This window comes from Pandoraea sp. PE-S2R-1, from assembly GCF_002179865.1.
Classification (GTDB): Bacteria; Pseudomonadota; Gammaproteobacteria; order Burkholderiales; family Burkholderiaceae; genus Pandoraea.
In genome coordinates, this window is record NZ_NGUR01000010.1 from 18,917 (window position 1) to 36,656 (window position 17,740).

20 protein-coding genes are annotated in these 17,740 nt (G+C 59.0%); 2 read left to right on the top strand and 18 right to left on the bottom strand.

All coding sequences use genetic code 11. The features are described 5' to 3' along the window. Window positions 1-67: 67 nt before the first annotated feature. The 17 genes from CDV44_RS10565 to CDV44_RS10645 form a co-directional block, all read right to left on the bottom strand. Complete coding sequence (locus CDV44_RS10565) at window positions 68-1,543, bottom strand: DNA circularization protein (protein ID WP_249277502.1); 1,476 nt, start codon at window positions 1,541-1,543, stop codon at window positions 68-70. Further along, window positions 1,540-3,531: a transglycosylase SLT domain-containing protein gene (locus tag CDV44_RS10570; protein WP_087688039.1), complete on the bottom strand. Its 1,992-nt coding sequence runs from the start codon at window positions 3,529-3,531 to the stop codon at window positions 1,540-1,542. Before CDV44_RS10570 ends, CDV44_RS10565 begins: the two co-directional genes overlap by 4 nt. A 121-nt stretch (window positions 3,532-3,652) precedes the next feature. Beyond that, the gene (locus CDV44_RS10575; RefSeq protein ID WP_087688040.1) at window positions 3,653-3,943 is read right to left on the bottom strand and encodes a phage tail assembly protein; all 291 of its coding nucleotides are present in this window, start codon (window positions 3,941-3,943) and stop codon (window positions 3,653-3,655) included. Window positions 3,944-3,945: 2 nt separating this feature from the next. Then, complete coding sequence (locus CDV44_RS10580; RefSeq protein ID WP_087688041.1) at window positions 3,946-4,320, bottom strand: phage tail tube protein; 375 nt, start codon at window positions 4,318-4,320, stop codon at window positions 3,946-3,948. 54 nt (window positions 4,321-4,374) lie between these two features. Beyond that, the gene (locus tag CDV44_RS10585) at window positions 4,375-5,868 is read right to left on the bottom strand and encodes a phage tail sheath subtilisin-like domain-containing protein (RefSeq protein ID WP_087688042.1); all 1,494 of its coding nucleotides are present in this window, start codon (window positions 5,866-5,868) and stop codon (window positions 4,375-4,377) included. A gap of 62 nt (window positions 5,869-5,930) precedes the next feature. Beyond that, entirely contained in the window at window positions 5,931-6,119 is a 189-nt protein-coding gene (locus tag CDV44_RS10590) for a DUF2635 domain-containing protein (protein ID WP_087688043.1), read from the bottom strand. Window positions 6,120-6,128: 9 nt separating this feature from the next. Beyond that, window positions 6,129-6,692 (bottom strand): ABC transporter permease, encoded by a 564-nt coding sequence (locus CDV44_RS10595; RefSeq protein ID WP_087688044.1) that lies wholly within the window; start codon window positions 6,690-6,692, stop codon window positions 6,129-6,131. Next, a complete protein-coding gene (locus tag CDV44_RS10600) occupies window positions 6,689-7,021 on the bottom strand; it encodes a hypothetical protein (RefSeq protein WP_087688045.1) in 333 nt (110 codons plus the stop codon). Before CDV44_RS10600 ends, CDV44_RS10595 begins: the two co-directional genes overlap by 4 nt. After that, entirely contained in the window at window positions 7,021-8,085 is a 1,065-nt protein-coding gene (locus tag CDV44_RS10605; RefSeq protein ID WP_087688046.1) for a major capsid protein, read from the bottom strand. Before CDV44_RS10605 ends, CDV44_RS10600 begins: the two co-directional genes overlap by 1 nt. 96 nt (window positions 8,086-8,181) lie before the next feature. Then, window positions 8,182-9,111: a head decoration protein gene (locus CDV44_RS10610; protein WP_087688047.1), complete on the bottom strand. Its 930-nt coding sequence runs from the start codon at window positions 9,109-9,111 to the stop codon at window positions 8,182-8,184. A gap of 32 nt (window positions 9,112-9,143) precedes the next feature. Continuing rightward, window positions 9,144-9,788: a hypothetical protein gene (locus tag CDV44_RS10615; protein WP_087688048.1), complete on the bottom strand. Its 645-nt coding sequence runs from the start codon at window positions 9,786-9,788 to the stop codon at window positions 9,144-9,146. A 27-nt stretch (window positions 9,789-9,815) separates the two neighbouring features. Next, on the bottom strand, window positions 9,816-10,682 hold the full coding sequence (locus CDV44_RS10620) for a S49 family peptidase (protein WP_087688049.1): 867 nt from the start codon (window positions 10,680-10,682) through the stop codon (window positions 9,816-9,818). Continuing rightward, window positions 10,679-12,361, bottom strand: a complete 1,683-nt coding sequence (locus tag CDV44_RS10625) for a phage portal protein (protein ID WP_087688050.1) — start codon at window positions 12,359-12,361, stop codon at window positions 10,679-10,681. The genes CDV44_RS10620 and CDV44_RS10625 overlap by 4 nt, the downstream gene beginning before the upstream one ends. Beyond that, complete coding sequence (gpW, locus tag CDV44_RS10630; protein WP_087688051.1) at window positions 12,362-12,607, bottom strand: gpW family head-tail joining protein; 246 nt, start codon at window positions 12,605-12,607, stop codon at window positions 12,362-12,364. Between the two features lie 7 nt (window positions 12,608-12,614). Beyond that, window positions 12,615-14,768 (bottom strand): terminase gpA endonuclease subunit, encoded by a 2,154-nt coding sequence (locus tag CDV44_RS10635; RefSeq protein ID WP_170935947.1) that lies wholly within the window; start codon window positions 14,766-14,768, stop codon window positions 12,615-12,617. After that, complete coding sequence (locus CDV44_RS10640; RefSeq protein ID WP_087688053.1) at window positions 14,704-15,285, bottom strand: hypothetical protein; 582 nt, start codon at window positions 15,283-15,285, stop codon at window positions 14,704-14,706. Before CDV44_RS10640 ends, CDV44_RS10635 begins: the two co-directional genes overlap by 65 nt. Before the next feature lie 135 nt (window positions 15,286-15,420). Beyond that, window positions 15,421-16,002: a phage tail protein gene (locus tag CDV44_RS10645; protein ID WP_087688054.1), complete on the bottom strand. Its 582-nt coding sequence runs from the start codon at window positions 16,000-16,002 to the stop codon at window positions 15,421-15,423. Between the two features lie 459 nt (window positions 16,003-16,461). Here CDV44_RS10645 and CDV44_RS10655 point away from each other — a divergent pair, with 459 nt between their 5' ends. Further along, the gene (locus CDV44_RS10655) at window positions 16,462-16,632 is read left to right on the top strand and encodes a type II toxin-antitoxin system HicA family toxin (protein ID WP_087688713.1); all 171 of its coding nucleotides are present in this window, start codon (window positions 16,462-16,464) and stop codon (window positions 16,630-16,632) included. Between the two features lie 60 nt (window positions 16,633-16,692). After that, a complete protein-coding gene (locus CDV44_RS10660) occupies window positions 16,693-17,112 on the top strand; it encodes a type II toxin-antitoxin system HicB family antitoxin (RefSeq protein ID WP_087688056.1) in 420 nt (139 codons plus the stop codon). A 114-nt stretch (window positions 17,113-17,226) separates the two neighbouring features. Here CDV44_RS10660 and CDV44_RS10665 read toward each other — a convergent pair whose 3' ends face one another. After that, window positions 17,227-17,586 carry a sigma-70 family RNA polymerase sigma factor gene (locus CDV44_RS10665; protein ID WP_087688057.1) on the bottom strand — a complete coding sequence of 120 codons (360 nt, stop codon included), beginning with the start codon at window positions 17,584-17,586 and terminating at the stop codon, window positions 17,227-17,229. Window positions 17,587-17,740 lie beyond the last annotated feature (154 nt).

The following is a 17,740-nucleotide window of genomic DNA, read 5'->3' on the forward strand; positions in this document are numbered from 1 at the left end:
GCTTGATTTATATGGTTATTTACTCTTAGGGGTAAACAATTGTACCATTTTTGAGCAGCGCCGCACCCTATGTCGCTAGAGCATTAAAGGTAGTTGGGCAGAAAGCAGGATGAACCGGGTTCGCCTGTGTAACAAGCTCGTCCGCGCGGCCAACGTCACGGTAGATGCGATTCGCGAGTGCCAACAACGGAATTGTCCCATTGAACTGAAATGTTGTTACTGCCGCCAGTCCCTGTCCCCGACCGTCGAAGTCAGTCACCACGGCTTGCCTCAATGTGCGCAGCGCCACATAAACGTCATCTTCGCCTTGGTCCGCCGCGACCTGAATCTCGGCGTCGATAAGCCCTACGATGGTATCCCGGACACCAACGGCATCGTCGGCTGAGGCTGGCTGATATGCCGTCGAGCTCATCGCAAGCTGAGCAATCGCAGATCGGCGAAGCAAATCCCCCGTCGCACCGCTCATAACTGCTTGCGCTGCCGCGACGGGCGAGCTCGGCGACACTGACGGCGGCGCGTACTGCGCCAACGGCGTCAACAACCTGATTGCGTCAGCGGGCGATGCGGCAGTGTTTGCGGTCGCGGTCATAAGCGACTGCGCCGCCCCGCTAAATGCCGCCGGATTGGTCCCAGCGCTCACGGCCGCGGCGGAAATCGCCGCCCCGGCGGCAACAACATTGGCAACATTCTGCGTGTCCTGAGCAAGGAGGCTCGCTACCGTAGCAGTAGCAGGTGCTTTCCCGTTGGCGCCGGCATAACCAGAATTGCTACCACCGAAGATTCGTCCGAAGTTTCCTGACAGCGTGGAAATCGAATTAAAGAATCGACGGACGCTATGCACCAAGCCGTTCACAGACTGATAAAACCCGACGGCAACACCGACGGCAGTACGAATGACAGCGACGCCCGCCTTGATTGCGTCGAGAGTGCGGCTGACGAAGCTGAGCAATGATGATGCCGTCAAGCCCGAAGCCGCACTGCTTACCGCGTCCTTAGTCGCAGACTGGGCACTCGGATATAACCTATCGCCACCGAGAATGAACGTCAGGCGCAACTCGACGACGCGACCACGATCCCACGACGTCCCGAACTCAGCTTCAGTGCAATTTGCCTTGATCTCACCCCATGTGGGGTGAACAAGCTTCCCGATACCAGGCGGTTTCGTATTGTTGACGGAACCGCCGCGAATCACGTTCAGCAGATTGATCTTCTGCGTGGTGACGTCCCCGCCACCGTAGATCAGGCTGTTCTCAACGAGAAAGCCGGTGATCTGCAGGACGTTCGTCTTCAGGCCGTTGTCCTCGATCCAGGGACGCGTCTCTTTCTTCGGGTAGGAGTGCACGACCACGTTCCGCCCAAACACGCCACTTTCCGATACGACGGCGAACGGCACACCGTTATAGCTAGCCTTGCGCAATTTGCTCGCATAGTCGCCGCTGCCGAATAGACTCATCAAGCCCTGCGCTGACGAGGCAATTCCCTTGGCGGCAGACGCCACGCCGCCGATGCTTCCGGCGACGTTCACCACATCAGCTACGCTCACACCAACGCCTCCATTTTTGACGTCGTTACCTTGGCGGATGCAGTTGCATTGCCTTGCGACCGCACCTTTGCCGTTGCAGGACGGCCGTCCTGATGGATAACCACGTCCACATGGACTCGTCCCGCATCGGCAGTCACAGCAGGTGGCGACTGCCCTGGCAGATTGGCCTCAGCGATGCGCGGAGAACTACCGTATAGGCCTGTTCCGCCCATGCGGGCCTGAACCTGATCCACGTAGTTGCGCGTCTCCTTCGGGGCGTTTTCCATGCCCTTGCGCTGCAAGTTGCCTTGCCCCCAGTTGTACCCGGCAAGTGCCTTGCTCAGATCGCCACCGTTCTGCTTGAGCAAATCTCGGTACATCTGCGCGGCCGCCGTTGAGGACTTCGACAGGTCATTTGGGTCGTCGAGCCCGTATTGCTTTGCCGTCGCATCCATGAACTGGAAATGCCCCTTGGCGCCGGCGGACGACAGCATGTTCGTACCGCGCCCCGATTCCTGCGCCCATACGCTGTCGAGCAGCCCTTTCGGCAAGCCGTACTGTGTTTCAAGCTTCGAGAATAGTGCGTCCGATTCAGCGCTCGATTTGCCTGCACCTGACTGAAGGCGAAGACCTGACGCGATATCTGCGTTCGATTTCCCTGTCAGCCGGTCCCAACCGGCGCCCAGAAAGCTCATGGCCGGCAGGCTGGCCGATGCGGCCCACCAGTTTCCGGCGGCCACGTCGCTCGCTCCCTTTGCCGAATTCGTGTCGGGCAATCCCGCCGCCTTTGCGACCTTCAGTGCGCCCCACGCCGCCAGACCGGCCACTCCAAGCGTGCCCAATGCGGCAACCGCCCCCGGGATGGCCACAGCGGTGAGTGAAGTCAGATTGGCGACGATCGAGACGATTCCAGCGATCGGTGCGGCAAAGGTGATAGCCGCCAGTGCCACCGCAACTCCCTTTACCCCGCCAATCGCATCGATAAAGTTCGTTACCTTCGCCGCAGTTGCATCCCAATCTACTTGCTCAAGCCACTTCGCGAACCGCTCGACGTATTCGGCCACGTTCGTCGCCACTATCTCTCCGTATTGGTCGACGAGCCGTTGCACCACCGTAATGACTCGCTCAAGCGCTGGCGCCATTGCCTCACCGAACGAATACTTCAGCCGCGTACCGGAGGCCTCCAGCTTGATCATCTGCTCGTTGTAAGCGGCTGCTCGCTTCAACCGCTCGTCACTGAGCACGAGCCCCATGCTTTTCGCCTTTTGCACGAACGCATCAATTCCAGATTCGCCCTTTTGCAGCATAGGTAGCAGCGAGCCAACGCCGAATACATCAGCAATTAGCGATTGCGTCTGGACGTTCCCCTTCTGCTTCACGATTGCATTCGCGAGGTCTTTCAGCGCGCGAGTGGCATCGACGGCACCATCCTTCGTACGATGCAAGCTAATGCCGAACTTCTGCATCATCACGAATGCGTCCTGATTTCGGCCATAGGTCGCGTCTTCGATCGTCTTCCCAAGGGTCTTGAGTGATCCGGCCATCTCATCCGCAGATAGGCCGGCAAGTTTCGCTGCCCCCCGATACGCTTGGAGATCAGCAGTTGATACGCCGATGGCAGCCGAAGTCTTCAAAACCTCTGCGCCCATCTTGCCCCACTCGTTCGTCATCAGGGCAATACCTGCGATTGAGCCGAGCCCCGCGATCCCCGCAAGCGGAGCCACTATTCCCAAGAGGCTCCGGCCAGCGGCGGCGGCGGCATAACCGATGCGACGGATACCGCGCGCAACCTTCGTCACCCCTGTTTCATCGCCCAACGCTTTGAGGGATCGCCCCACGTCAGCGAACGGCTTGCGAAGCGTTGCGGCAGCGTCGTTCATCTTCTTCGAGGACGCTGTCACGCGATCGATAGGACGCGTAATACGCTGCATCGACGCTTCAATCTTCTTCGCCACCGCCGACGCCCTGTCAGCGGCCGTGATGGTGATCTGATACGCATTACCTGCCATCAGACCTCCTCCATTGATTGTCGAATGCGTTTGGCCTGGTCTCTCCACCAAGCCAGTTTTGAAAGCGAGAGGCGCTCTGCCTCAAGAGGGCCCCAACTGAAGAAGTGTGTGACGTCAGCGATTACGTCACCGACTCCGTCGGGCCATCGTCGGTAAAACCCGCGAGATACTCGTTCGCCTCCGTGAAATCACGCTGACTGAGCTTTTCGACGGCCGACTTGGGCAGGCCAGAAACAAGGTGGATCAGCATGATCCCGATGCCGATGTTCGAACCTCCGGTTGTCGTCGCTTTATCGAGTTCGCCTGCGGTCGGCTCGCGCAGGTCGAGTTTGTCGTAAATGACTTCGCTCTCACCGCTGCCGAGCTTCACAGGCTTGCGAAGCTTGAGGGTCTTTTCGTCAGGTTGGCTCATGTTTAACTCGTGGTTTCGGAGACTTGTGGGCCTTCCCACCTCACTTCGAGAGTGGCGTCGGTGGACTTGACGGTCTGATCCTCGACCGTCCACATATTTCGGCCGATGATGGTCTTACCGTTGGCGAGCTGCACGACAACCGTCTCGTTGTCCATCGCGTTGAGATCGGCAACAGTAAGGCTCCCCGCGTCGCGCAGGGTTGCGGAAATCGACCCAGGACGCGGCTTCTCACTGAAGCCATGTACGCCATCCACTCCAGAAAGCGTTTCTCGCGTCACCTTGGACGGGTTGTATTCGAAATCCCCCACAAGCAGGTAATTCGTCCCACTGACGGTGATGCTGGCGGTTCCGGCCAGGCGATTCGGATTACCTGCCATGAGGAATCTCCAAAAATAAGAAAAGCGCAGCGTAAGCGCTGGACTTCACTAGGGTTAGCTCAAGCGGAACTGCATGAGCAGTGCGAAAACGCGCAGTTGCGCGATCAATACGGCCGGGTAAATCACATCGACCCGGTTCGGATTGGTACTGTTCTGCTGCACGATGAGCCCTTGGGCGAATACATCGCTCTGCTGTACGTAGCCGTCGTATTCGAGTTGCTGGTATTGCGCGATCAGGCCAGCCTTGATGATCGCGGGAGTCACAATGGACGAGCCCGGGGCGAACCGAGTACCGTCTGCGGCCAGCTTCATGCGCGAATACGTGCTGGTAACGACAGACCGAAGTGACCGCAGGACATATGCCAGCGTGAACAGTGTTTCCACTTCAAGATAGCTGTCGTCCGGTTGACCGAAGCTATTCAGTTGGTAGGTCGTGATCAGGTTTTCGATGGCGACGGTACCGTCGCTGGCGACTGTGAACGTAGAGATCCCGTCCCACAGCAACGTGTTCCGATCGCTCAGAGCAAAGCGCGAAGCCAAGGGCGGCGCCAGGAAGCTCGACAGCGCCAACGTCTGCACAGGTCGAGCAGCGTCAGCACGAACGGAGGTCGCAACCGTGCCCGCGAGATCAGCCGCCAGAATCCATGCCGGAGTCGGTGAATCGTTGAACCCCATGATCGACACGTGCTCATCGTTTCGGCTGTTGCCGAACGTCGTAAGTGCGCCAAGAGTTCCGCGGTAGCCGGCGAAAGCGTGCCCGTAGATCTGCTTGCTCCAACTCCAGCGACCGGTGGTCGAACTCAGGAATGCCTTCATGGCATCCAGCGAGTTCGCATCCGTGTACGGGAACGCGATGAAATCGAACTCCTGATCGAGCAGATTCGCGAACGCAGTGGTGAGAGCAGGATTGACTGCGCCCCCAGTCATGGGAGTAATCGTGATCGCCAAACCCGGCGGCAAAGACTCACCGCTCGCGGCACCACGGTAATTGAGGCGAATATCAATATCGTTGCCTGCCAGCCCCTTGTTCTTGGCTGTCACGGTCACCGTCGAGGTCGAAACACTCGCAGCCACCGGCAGATCCGTCTGGGCATTGATCGCGGCCGCAATGGCGGTGGCGACCTGGGCACTGGTCTGCATCGCCGTAACCGTCGCGGTCACCGGCGGCACACCATTGATGCCGGCGATATAGAGGTACACGACGCCGGTTGCCGTCGGAGGTGAGGTCACCGCAATGGTGCCAGTGGCCGCTACGCCGGTCGCGTCATCGGCCAGAGGTAAATACCAAACCTCGCCGAAAGGGTCCGCCTGACGATATGCCGCCGTCATGAGCGCGAGCATCGAACCCGCGCCACCAACCGACTTGGCCTCGGTAGCACCTTGGGAAATCTGCGGAACGCCCGGCGTCCCTGTCCCGGCAGACGTAATCTGCCCGATGATCAACGCACGTTGCGTCGACGCACCGCTGTTTGCTTTGCTGTTATCGAGCTCGGCATGAAACAGAGGAACCCGCAGATTCTGCGGAATGGTTTTAAAGGGAACTGTCACTTGGCGCTCTCCAAAACAAAAACCCCGCCGAGGCGGGGTAGTTGTTCAAATCGTTGATGTGGTCAGGCGCTTTTCACAGCCTTGGCCGGTGGCGTCTCGGGCTGAGGGCCGGAAACCTTGATAGCGTCGCCATCATTGATGCGGCGTACCCAGTAGAGGTCGAAATCTCCAACCTCCTGCCCGGTTTCGGGGACGAACTGTCGTGTTTCAGGATCGCGAAGCATGATGCCGGGTGCGGGCTTGATGAACATTTCCGCTCCTTACTGTTGCGGGTTGATGATGATTCCTGGCTGAAGCGTGCCATCAGCGACGGCCGCGGCGATCTGCACTTCGTTGATCGGCACAGTCGGAATCGGGAAAAAGTCTTCCGGGCCCTGATAAAACTTGACCTCGATATGCATAACCAACTCGGCCATCGGCATCTCGCCCTCGGACGACGACGATATCTCCGAATCGATCGCAACAAATTGCTCAATGAGTGCGCCACTGTCTGCACTATTCCAGATGAGCGGATTGTTGATCAGCGCCACCTCAATTTGAGCTTTCAGCCGCTCAGCGGCGGCCAACGCCACTACCGATCCCTCATCACCAATCAACGCTGGCGACACGGTCCGAGCAATTACCTGCAAAGTCGCATAGACGTCGTATCCAGGCTGAAACGGCCCGTGGGATTCCTTCCGTTCTTTCGGGGCGCGCACTAAGACGCAGGGATATGCACCACCCATCGTCGGCCAATCGAATGGGGAAAATACAAGGTCGCCGGCATCTGTCGAGCCTTTTAGGGCCTCGACGAACTTGGCGCGAATGTCCGCAGAGGTAGTCATGACGCCCCCATCCTGCTCAGAATCAGTTTCGCGCCACCGTGACTGTCGACTCGGACATCTTTCACGACGTAAGCGCCGCCCGTGCGAACGACCGTCAACTGATCGTTCTGGGCGGGAGGCACACCAAACTGCGACAACTGGACGCCGAGAACAGCCTGGACGGTAGTGATCTCGCTTGACGCGTCGCTGAAGAGCATTTCCTTCTGGTACGCGTCATCAAACACCCCGTCGATCGTCAGCGCATTTCCGACGCGCGGCCGGTACTGCACCGGCTCACCGAACACGCCCATCAGCGGCCCCAGAACCTCCGCTCCCCAATTGATCGGCATTACGCTTCCGCACGGCCGCTGGCGAGCACTTCGGGGCGCGTGCAGAGGTAGAGGGGATACGCATATGCTTCCATCTTCCACCACATGCGACGATCGCGATCGATGATCGGCAGGACATAGACCGGGGCCCCCGGCTGATTGATGAACTCAGCCGATTCACCAGGCGCCATCACTTCTTGGAAGATGCCGGGCGCATTGACCGGGAAGAACTTGACCTTGTCGTCAGCGATTTTCACGGACGTGTTGTCATCCGATCCGCGGTAGTTCACCCACGTCACACCATCGAACTCGAAGGACGCGAACGCGTCGCCGAACGAATCGTCACGGATATCGCGAGCGCCCTCCCAGTTCAGGAACGTGCGAATCACGTCGGAGTGGTTCGAAAACTGGTCGTAGAACGCGTCGCCGCAGAGTGCCATGATGCGCGTCTGGTTCGTGAATGCCCCTTGCGCCTTCCGAGCCATATAGCGTTTCACCCCGTTGATGATCGGGCGAAGGCTGTTGGGCGTATTAGCCGCCAGATTGAACGGCGTCTCGGTTGCTTGCGTGATCTGGAATTCGTCGAACCAGTTGTACAGAACAGAACCATCTTTCGGGTCCAGCACAAGGCCTTGGACAGCGGCCAGGCGCAAGTATTCCTTCGTATACTCGACGCTCGCCAAAAGTCCGGTCGGACCAGCGAGTCGGCGCGCGACTTCACGCTCGAGCTGCATGGGGACGGTAATGACCTGCCCCGTCGGCCCTTCCGGAAATTCGCGGATGTTCTGGATTTCGTAGGTGTAGACCGTATCGTCGTGCATCAGGCGCGGCACGTCGAAGTAGCGCATCTTGCGCTTTTCCGTCGTGCGCTGCGTACCTTCGGTGCCGCGCTCGCTGAATCCGATCAGCTTCAGCGTGCCGGTGCGTTCTTCGACGGACACGGCCGTCGTTCGGATCGGGTTCGGATCGAAGATGTTCAGCCGGCCAAGAGCGCCGGGCTGGTAGGGATTGCGTTGCACGCCCTGCGTGAGCGTCAGCGCGCTAAACGCGTCGCTGTTGAAAATGTCGATGATTTCGCCGGCCATGGCTTATTCCTTAGAAAAAAGAAAAGCCGCCTTGCTGGCGGCCTCAATGCGTTCACGAAAGCGCCGCCAACAGGCGGCTTTTGGACTGGGGTGCGGTTAGCGCGGGATGATGGTCAGCGCCTTCAACTGCGAGAGAGCGCCGGCAATCGCGGCGCCGCTCATACCCGTCGGCCACACCAGTTCCGATGCGTTGACCTCGGCGAGTCGCACGACCACCGCACATGGTTTGTCTGCGGTCGTAACGTCCTTCGATGCGAACAGAATCGCACTCGGCACTTGCGATCCGTCGACGTTAGCGGGGTCGAACGGCTTGTATTTGCCAGACCCAGCCGCCACAGTCACCGAGAAACTGTCGCCAGGCGCGAAGGCAGTACCACCAGCCGTGATCGTGAATGCGAGGCCAGCAGCCTTGAACGGCGTGCCGGTGGCACCGTGGCCGACCTCGGCGCCGGTCGGATCGGACATCACGAAGTGCGTCGCATCGTCGAACTCGACGGAGTAAACCCCTGCCTTGGCCGCGTAGCCTTGCACGCTGAGCGAACCGACGGTGCCATTGCCGGCGTTCGTGCCGGCGGCTGACGTGATCGTCGGATTGCCGGGCGCCGCCGTGGTCGTCAGAGCGAACGTGTCGCCAGATACGAAAGGCGTTCCGCCAGCAGTAATGGTGAACCCGATGCCAAGGCCGCTGAATGCGGAACCGACGGCACCAACGGCCGTTTGCCCGTCCGGCGCAGTTACCGAGAAAGCGGTCGCACTCGTGAGCGCCACGTTGTACGTGCCGATCATCGTCGCCGGTGCGGCTTGAACCGTAACGGGACCGAACGTGCCGGTGCCGGTGTTCGTGCCCAGCGCCGCCGCGATAGCCGTCAGGGCCGATAGCACGCTGCCGAGCACCGTACCGGCCAACACTTTGACGCCGCCCGTGAGGACACCTTGTTCGATCGATTGGTGGCCATTCGCCTGGGAGACGAGAAAGCCACCGTTGTGCCAGTTTTCTTGAAACGGCGTATAGGTCGGGTTACCCATGATGGTTCAGTTCCTTGAAGGCTGAGGGTTTATTAGCGACGGCCCGGATTCGCGGCCTTGAGGTTTGCATCCCAGCGCGCCGCAAGAGCCTGTTGACGAGACGGTTTGGCGCCGCCGTCACCGCCGAGGCTCGGGTTGCGAGCCGCGCGAGTCGAATGAGCTGCCGACGCCGAGGCGGGAGTCGCTTCGAGCGTATCGATCGCTTCCGCACGGGTCATACGAGTTTTGAATGCCAGGTTGGCAGCGAGCACCGGATTGCGAGCGGCCGCCTTCGAACCCATGATGGCGGCGCAACGCGCTTGCTCGCGCCGTCGCGCTCGTGCGGCAGCACTCTTGCCGCGCATTTCTCCGTCGTCGTCTTCTGCGTCCGGATCGGCGTCTTCATCCTCCGCGTCCGGATCGGCATCGTCATTCGCGGTGCTGCGCCCCGACTTATTCGGATCCGAATCGTCTTCTGCGTCAGGTTTGTCGTCCTCGCGATCTTCCGCGCGACGACCCTTCTTGTCCTTCGAATCACCGGGATCGCCATCGTCACGATCTTGGTCGTCCATCTCATCGTCCTCGGCGCGATCATCGTCGCGGCGATCTTCGTCTTCAGCGCGCGCTGCGCGGCTGGTAATTCCAGCGAGATGGGCAAACGAAAGCCCGCGCGCCGCGAGGGTGCGAATACTCTTCATAAGTGAAACCTCTTGGGGTTGGGAATGTCAGCCCAGCTCGGCGAGCAGTGAGCGAAAAGCTTCGTCAGGTGCCATTACGGCATCGGCGAAACCGATCTCGACGCCTTCGGCGCCAAGGAACGTCGTCGCCTGCGTGCCGCGCACAGAGGCCACCGACAATTTGCGATTACGAGCTACGGTCTTGACGAACAGCTCGCCCATTGCATCGACGTCTGCCTGATACCGCGCAAGCGCCACATCGGACAGCGGATTGAATTCGTTGCCATCAGCCTTACGATCGCCGTAATGGATCATCGTGACCGCAATGCCGTCTTTCGCAAGCGCTTGGGAGAAGTCCACGTGTGCGCAGATGACGCCCACTGAGCCAGTGCCGCCAGTACGAGGAACCGTTATCCTGTCCGCCGCGCTTGCAATCGCGTAAGCCGCCGAAAATGCGGATTCGGACAGGACTGCCCAAATGGGCTTCTTGCCGCGCGCGTTGTAGATGGCGTCGACAAGGTCAAAGCACCCGGCCACTTCGCCACCGCCGCTTTCGATATCGAGCATTACCGCGCGCACTGCGGGGTCATCCAGCGCCATGCTGAGATTCGCTCGAATTCCGTCGTAACCCGTCATGCCACACGTCGGGCGCATATACCCAGACTTATGCACAAGCGTGCCCGTGATGGGGATGATCGCGATGCCGCGCACGACCTCGTAGTAACGGTAGTCGGGCTCATCCGCTTCATCTTCGAGTCCGAATTCGCTGATGGCGAGCGGTTGACCGCTCGCGCGAAAGAGTTTCGTAATGCCGAAGCGATCGGCGAGCGCCGCCATAACCATTTCCGCTTTCGCTGGGGTGATGGCCAGGGGTGTGTTGAAAAGCCGCTGGGCGAGGAAAGGCAGATTGTTCATTGGGGTTGAGGTTCCTCTTCCGGTTCGGATGCCTCCTCGGCACTTTCCACACCAGACCAACTTGGAAGCTTCATTCCGAGGCGCTTGAATGCTTCAAGCTCGATTGCTCGTTGGGCGAGGACTTCCTCCCAGTCGAGCCCCTGCTCCGCACACTCACGCTTGAGCGTCGACAATCCAGCGTCCATGCCAAGCACGGCGCCCTGCTTTTCCTTGACCGGGTCGACCCAACCGCGGGCGACGCCCAGCCAATCGCAGCGCGAATAGGCCGTCGCCGCCTCAACAAAATCTGGCGCGCCAACAGGCAGCACGTCGTCAAGCTCGCCGTTCTCCATCGCTTCTTGCAACCACGTGGCAAACAGTGGTGTCGCAGTGCCAACTTTGAATTCCGCATTGCGACGGCTAAGCGTCTTCCAACTTTCAAGAAGCGCGGCGCGCGCACTCGAATAGTTGGTCTTGCTCCAGTCCTGCGTGATCTGCTCCGCCGAAACCCCCATTGCAGCGGCGATCGAACGAAGCATTTCGTGCGCAAACTCCCCGAATCCGCTATGCGGGTGGGCCGCGGCAACCTGCTTGATCTCTTCGCCAGGAGCAAGAGTTGGTACTCGAACGCCATTGAGCATTGCCGGCCGTTCTTTCGCCCAGTCGGCACGAAGCTCTTGGTAATAGCCGATTTCCTGATCGCTACCTTGCGAGTCCATTGCGGCTTCAATCATCGCCGGATCATATGGGCTCGTGACATAAGTGCCAAAGATCGTTGCGACCGTGGCGGCTTGCAACTCAACGCCGTAGTAGCGGGCAAGCATTTTTGCGTGAGCCAGCACCGGCGTGAACACGCCGATCCCACGGCTCTGGCCGGCGCGATCTCGCTCGAAATCGTGGATCACGCGGCGCCAACCATCCTCATCCTCACGCTCAACGCGCTCCCACTCCATCGATTCGACCGCGTTGTACCAATCGTTCTGATGGGCCTTGCGAATGTGATAGGCCAACGGCACGCCATCGTCATCAATCTCAACGCCCCCGCGCAAGTACTTCGTATCAATCATCTGATACGGGTTCGACAGCCGATCTGGATCTACCACCAGAAACGATGTCGCGTATTGAGCGGCCCCACGTCCCACGCGCTCCGGCTTCCAGTACGAGACGAGAAGCGCCTCGCCATCGACCAGCTTGTGACGCAAAGCAAGGCGCAGTTGCTGCGAAACGGTCAACTGGCGCGACACATCGTTGTATCGCCCGAGATCCTCGGAATACAAGCGCCACAGCGCTTCAACGGCCTGTCCAAAATCCTTCGCCCAGGTCGCATCGAATCCCTTCGCGAACCGCTGCAATACTCGCCAGTCCGGACTCGTCGACAATCGTAAGTGCGCACCTACGGTGTTATCGAGAATGCGCGTAATGCCACCGCTCGCCCAGCCATCATTCCGAGCAAGGTCACGCGAGCGTGCGACCATCTGGTCGCGATAGAGGTTGATTTCCGAGTCCGGAGAACGGATCCACGGATACCAACTCCCCATTTCGGGGGATGTGAGCGATGCCGCCTCGTACGGGAAGGCATTCGCGTACGGCGGGCGTGCGAAGCCCGTAGACCCGCCCATCCCAGATTCTGCGCGCAACCGCCCCTCGCCTGACGCGTCCCCAAAGGGCTTGCCAGATGTATCGACGATGAGAGATGCCATTTAGAACAGAATCCTGCGTGCGCGGTGGAAGCTCGGGATGATCCCTAGGGCCTTTTGCAGCATCTGAATGCTGCGCATGATCTGTGCAAGATCGCTTTGCTGGTATGTAACCGACTTGGCCCCGTCGCCCTGGTTGTAAGTGGCCGTCACGATCTTCGAGCCGGACGATAGGTCGAAATAGGCCGCCTGCAGCGCGGCCAGTCTCGACTGCATGTCCGCTGCGCTCATCCCATCCGTGATTGCCATTTCTTTCCTAAGCAAGTCGTCCTGTGAGTTTTCTGCGGGACGTTTGAGTTTCCACCGATGTCACCGGCAACTGTGCTGCAGGCTCTGCGACGGCCTGAGGCACTGATTCGGTCTGTAGAGCGTTGTGCTCGAGAGGCTGCGCCACAAGGTCAGCTCGCCGATTTAGCTTTAATCCAAGATGCATCAGCCCGCAGAGCGCTCCATACGCATACACGCGGCAATCAAGCGCCTCGTTCGCACGGCCAGACGGCAGTTCCCACACCCGGTACTTCTGACCACCCGAGATTTTTACGACGGAGCGTTCTGATGTGAGTTGCTCGAAATAGCCGATATCCCGATCGCTCGGAAAATGCATGAAGCCGGGCCCTGGCTCGTCAACATGAAGTCGATTGCGTATCGTGTCCTTGGCGGTGTTCACGCCGAGAATCACCGGGCGGAACGACGCTTTCGTCCGCCGGGATGGCTTCTTGACCGGCCAAACAGGGTTTCGCTTGCCGCTTACAGCAGATTCACCCTTGATGGCCCAAATCCTCCGACCGAGCCGCGCTTTGGAAAATTCGTAGACCTTCTGGGTGTGGTGTCCGCCCGAGTCGATGCAAACCGCCATTGCCTCAAACGGTCGGCCATCCGCGCGGTGCCATATCTGATCGAGAAACGCGTCGAGCCGTTCCCACGGCCCCGGGGTCTCCAGATCGCCCTCGATGACCTCATAGTCGATCGACCAGCTCTCTTCGTTGCGCCCCCAGCCGACGACTTCGATTTCAAATCGATAGTCCTGCACGTCAACGCCAACCGTGACCACCGCAACACCGTCAGGGACTTGAGCCGCCCAGCGCTCACCTCGAGCGACGAGCGCCTCAAGGCGCAAGACCTTGCCAGAGTTGGGGCGATACGGCATGCCCGCTTGCGTGTTCCACCAGGTTTGCTTCTTCTCTTCGTCGCCCTCGGCTTTCAGCCATTTCGCGGCGATATCTGATGGCTTGTCCTTCGGCCACGGGCTGTAGAGCTTGCTCGCCTGGAATCCAGCGTGCTCGTTATCAACCTTCCACTCGCCGCAATCCGGGCACTTCGCGCGATATACCGCGTGGCGGTCACTTTCCCACCAATCCCAAACCTGTGCGACAGCCGTTTCCGAAGACGACTCGCGTGAATCATCGGGGCCACGCCAAGCGCGCTCGTATGCAGCAAGGGGAATGTGATGCGTACCGCAGCACTCAAACGGGCGAGTTTGGTGCCAACGCACGGTCTGTAGCGCTCTGAGCCGATCACCTTCGGACCAAATCTGTCCGCAGGACTCGCAGGATATCCGCGCGGTCTTTGGCAAATGCTCAATAACGTTACCGCTCTCATCACGGCGCTTGTCCCAATCGACGTGCTTGAAGAAGTCGGGGAACATCCGGTGCCCGCAATGGGGGCAGGCCACCGATGCGCGCCGTTGATCCGACTCCTCGTAACTGTCTTCGATACGACTTTCATCTTCAACTGTCGGTGAGCACGCTCGAACCGAGAGCCAATTAGCGCCGAACGTCGCTGTGCGTTCCTCAGCCAAGGGAATCGGCTCGCCCTCGCGAGTCACCGGATACTTGTCGACCTCATCCGACAAGAGCACACGGATGGGTCGCCGCGCGAGGTTGTCAGGACTGCCTGCCCCCGCTAATGCAAGGAAGCCACCCGGGAACGCTTTGAAAAGTAGCGTTTCGTCGGCGTTACGCGTCTTGCTTGTGCCCACCAGTTCTCGCAGAACAGGCGTGACCCGAATCAGCGGACTAATACGCTCCTTACTGAACTGCTCCGCGGCTGCTTCTTTAGGCTGGAGCAACAGAATAGGACATGGATCGAGGTGCGCAAAATACCCAAACACATTCTCGAGCAACGCAGTCTTAAGCAACTGCGTGCTGACCATCGTGGTGATGATATGAACCCCAGGCTCGGTCACCGCAAGCATCGGCCCACGAGCCACCTCAACCGTCGATGTCTCCCAGTTTCCCGATGTGCTCCCAGATTCCTTTGCAAGTCGCCGAAATCTGTCGGCCCATGCGGGCACGCTAATGCGTGGCGGAGGTGTCCAGGCTCGACGTACCGATGCACGAAGTCTGTCAGCCTTCCCGTTCAGAGAAATTGGCCTCGGGTTCCCCGAGTTGAGCGATTTGCTTGTGGACATGCGCAGTTAGGGCCTCGACGACTCGGTCTGCCTCGACGCCTAGATCGGCCGCCAGAATTGGCCCCACTCGGGTCGGCCAATTGAGCCACGCATCACGCTGCGCCCGAAATTCCTCAAACAGGATTGCTGTTGCGGTATCCAGCTCGACGAGTGATCCGGATTTCCGTTCGTACTCAAGCTGGGCCATCAGGCCGAGATAGTTCTCTTTGAAGCAGCGCGCCTCGTCGAAGTCGAGCATCTCGACGTTACCGGCTAAGATCCGACCCGCTACTTCGCTGGCGCTCTCACCGGCTTCGAGTGTTACCCCAGCCACCACCTGGGTAACAGTATTTCGCTTGTTACCCTTCGGGGCTTGGGTAACAGCCGGAATCCCGTTGCGGCGGTACCTTTTCAAAAGTGCATTCGACTGGTCGACGTCGATGTCATCGCCCGCAAACACAAGCCAGCCGCGCTCCTTCCACTTCGTGACTGTCTTTCGACTGACCCCGTGAAGTGTCGCGAACTCGCTTTGATTCATGTATGGATCTGTTACCTGTTACCCAAATTCCAAAACTCAGCGCTGGGCGAATTCCGCGAGTCTTCGCTCCCGCCCTGCACTATCCTCCGGGAAGGACCCGCCCATTATTTAGGCACCCCGTTTCGACCACGCGGATCATCCGCGACGGCTCGCCGCGAAAGCTAGTTCGTGCCGGAGAATCTGCGGAAACTTCTGTCGAATCTTCGCCATGACGGCTTTCTGAACTGCGTCGTTGGCAAGGGACTGCGGAATTGACGGCCCAAACAATTCCTTTATCGGAAGCCCTGAGCGCATGACCTTGCCGTTGCGCACGACCTTCTGATGATGCTTTCCGGTACGTTCGAAAACGCCACGGTGACCGTTCGGCATGCTCGCAATGAATGCGTGCTTAAGGACCTTGCGACCCGATTTAACTTGGACACTGACTCCGCCGCTCCCTTGGCGTGCGGCGTAGTTGATCAGGCCAATCGGGCGACCGGTAGCTTTTAGCGTAACAACCAGGTGCCCAGCAGATGCGCGCTTGATTGAAAACGACTTCTTGATTGCGCTGGCCTTGATGTTGTAGCCAACAGCACGGACTTCCTTTGACGCCTCGGTGCGGGCTTGGACAGCAGTCTTGTTCAACGCCCTCACAACTGCTTTTTTCTCGGCCCCAAGATATCTCGATAAATCCGCGGAAATGTCTCGAACGTCGGATCGCACATTTAAGCTGAGCATTGCTAGGTTCGCGCCCGCTTAAGCCATGCGGCCGGAAGCACACCCTCGACAGGTGGACGCGGATAAAGCGGAATGTCCACGAGCATTCGCGATGAGGCACCGGCAGGAAACGCTGTTAGGGAAACAAGAGCTAGCGCCCCGACGGGCAGAAGCGCCGCGTCCGTGGTTGCCGCTGTCACCAAGGCGGCGACGCTGCGATTCCCGTTGTGCCAGATGGCGGATCGAATGAACGCAATCTCCCCCAACAAGGCGTCAGCATCGATGCTCTTTGAAGGACGCGCCATGTGAACTCTGAAAAGGAAATTCCCGCATCCGCGGAAGCGGGGCGGGCAAGCGACTTACGTCGAGGAGGAGACAACCAAAACCCGGCAAAGTAATCAAAAATATTTACCGAAAGACATTGCATTGGTAAACATTTTTGATTACTATAGACACATCAACACAAACACCGGAGGTGCGGTGAAGCGAAATGAGTTGGTCCGGTGGCTCGCCGAACAAGGCGCGACTTTCAAGGAGGGCAGCAGCCACACGAAAGTCTACCTACACGGCCAGCAAACGGTGATCCCGAGGCATACCGAAATAAAGAAAGGTACAGTCGAAGGGATCAAAAAGCAGCTCAACCTTAAATGAGGGCAGCCCCGAAAGGGGCTTGTCCGCATGCTTCACCGCACCCACAACCGAGGGCCTGCAATGAAATATCCTGCAACGTTTGAGCCTGACCACGAGGCCGGTGGCTTCGTGGTTACCTTCCGCGACATCCCCGAAGCCATCACGCAAGGCGATACAGAGGAAGAAGCCATGCAAATGGCGGCTGACGCATTGCTCACGTCAATGGACTTCTACTTTGACGATAAACGCCCCGTGCCTAGTCCGTCGAAGGCACTCAAGAGCGAGCGACTCATCTCGCTTCCTGCGAGCGTGTCAGCAAAAATCCTGCTCCTGAACGAGATGCTCGCGCAGAAAATTCAGCCCATCGAGCTGGCACGCCGCCTTAACACGACGAAACAGGAAGTGAATCGCCTTATTGATCTGAGCCATACAACGAAGATTGATCGCATCGAGGAAGCCTTGGCTTCGCTCGGTCGAGATCTCGAACTTGCAGTCACTTGACAGAAAAGCCCGCGAGGTTCTCACCGTCGCGGGCTTTGGAGGCACTGATTCAGCCTTTCCGAAATGATACGTTTTTTGCCGAATTTGTATAGCTCGAAGATGTATAGCGTGGCGCTATACACTTTCGACCATTCGGCAATATGCTCGATACGCTTGCGAACGACCACTCTCCACACGCTTGTAAAACGCATCGCGCGAGATCCCCAGCGCCGAGGCCACCCGCTTGATGTGAGAAACGCGGTGGATGTAGAACAGGTACAGCGCTTCCTTCTCCGGACTCTCGGGCAGCGACAGGACTGCGAGGTTGAAGAAGCTCAGCATCGACGAGCAGATCGCATCCGGCTCAGGGCCGACCTTGCGGGGCTGCATCCCGGCGAGCAGGCCGCTCGGCATGGGCGGGGCGAAGATTCGGCGCGTGCGGTGCCAGGCCGCCCAGTCCTCGCAAAGTGCGCCGAGGTCGCGTTTCGTGGTCATCGCTGTTCCTCGTACAGCTTGCATCGGCGCATGTTCTTGGCGCCCGGCTTGGTCTGCTCCTTGGCGCAATACTCCAATCCCCATAGCGTCAGCTTGTGTAAGCAGCCCTTGCATGTTTTGCTCTCCTCAATTTCAATAACTTTCGCCGGATCCC

Excerpts from the sequence above, each read along its gene's own strand:
- CDV44_RS10590 (WP_087688043.1), bottom strand. The coding sequence starts at position 6,119 with ATGTTCATCAAGCCCGCACCCGGCATCATGCTTCGCGATCCTGAAACA.
- CDV44_RS10575 (WP_087688040.1), bottom strand. The coding sequence starts at position 3,943 with ATGAGCCAACCTGACGAAAAGACCCTCAAGCTTCGCAAGCCTGTGAAG.
- CDV44_RS10600 (WP_087688045.1), bottom strand. The coding sequence starts at position 7,021 with ATGCCGATCAATTGGGGAGCGGAGGTTCTGGGGCCGCTGATGGGCGTG.
- CDV44_RS10665 (WP_087688057.1), bottom strand. The coding sequence starts at position 17,586 with ATGACCACGAAACGCGACCTCGGCGCACTTTGCGAGGACTGGGCGGCC.
- CDV44_RS10640 (WP_087688053.1), bottom strand. The coding sequence starts at position 15,285 with ATGAATCAAAGCGAGTTCGCGACACTTCACGGGGTCAGTCGAAAGACA.
- CDV44_RS10595 (WP_087688044.1), bottom strand. The coding sequence starts at position 6,692 with ATGACTACCTCTGCGGACATTCGCGCCAAGTTCGTCGAGGCCCTAAAA.
- CDV44_RS10645 (WP_087688054.1), bottom strand. The coding sequence starts at position 16,002 with ATGCTCAGCTTAAATGTGCGATCCGACGTTCGAGACATTTCCGCGGAT.
- CDV44_RS10580 (WP_087688041.1), bottom strand. The coding sequence starts at position 4,320 with ATGGCAGGTAATCCGAATCGCCTGGCCGGAACCGCCAGCATCACCGTC.
- CDV44_RS10605 (WP_087688046.1), bottom strand. The coding sequence starts at position 8,085 with ATGGCCGGCGAAATCATCGACATTTTCAACAGCGACGCGTTTAGCGCG.
- CDV44_RS10660 (WP_087688056.1), top strand. The coding sequence starts at position 16,693 with ATGAAATATCCTGCAACGTTTGAGCCTGACCACGAGGCCGGTGGCTTC.
- CDV44_RS10635 (WP_170935947.1), bottom strand. The coding sequence starts at position 14,768 with ATGTCCACAAGCAAATCGCTCAACTCGGGGAACCCGAGGCCAATTTCT.
- CDV44_RS10615 (WP_087688048.1), bottom strand. The coding sequence starts at position 9,788 with ATGAAGAGTATTCGCACCCTCGCGGCGCGCGGGCTTTCGTTTGCCCAT.
- CDV44_RS10570 (WP_087688039.1), bottom strand. The coding sequence starts at position 3,531 with ATGGCAGGTAATGCGTATCAGATCACCATCACGGCCGCTGACAGGGCG.
- CDV44_RS10625 (WP_087688050.1), bottom strand. The coding sequence starts at position 12,361 with ATGGCATCTCTCATCGTCGATACATCTGGCAAGCCCTTTGGGGACGCG.
- gpW (WP_087688051.1), bottom strand. The coding sequence starts at position 12,607 with ATGGCAATCACGGATGGGATGAGCGCAGCGGACATGCAGTCGAGACTG.
- CDV44_RS10610 (WP_087688047.1), bottom strand. The coding sequence starts at position 9,111 with ATGGGTAACCCGACCTATACGCCGTTTCAAGAAAACTGGCACAACGGT.
- CDV44_RS10620 (WP_087688049.1), bottom strand. The coding sequence starts at position 10,682 with ATGAACAATCTGCCTTTCCTCGCCCAGCGGCTTTTCAACACACCCCTG.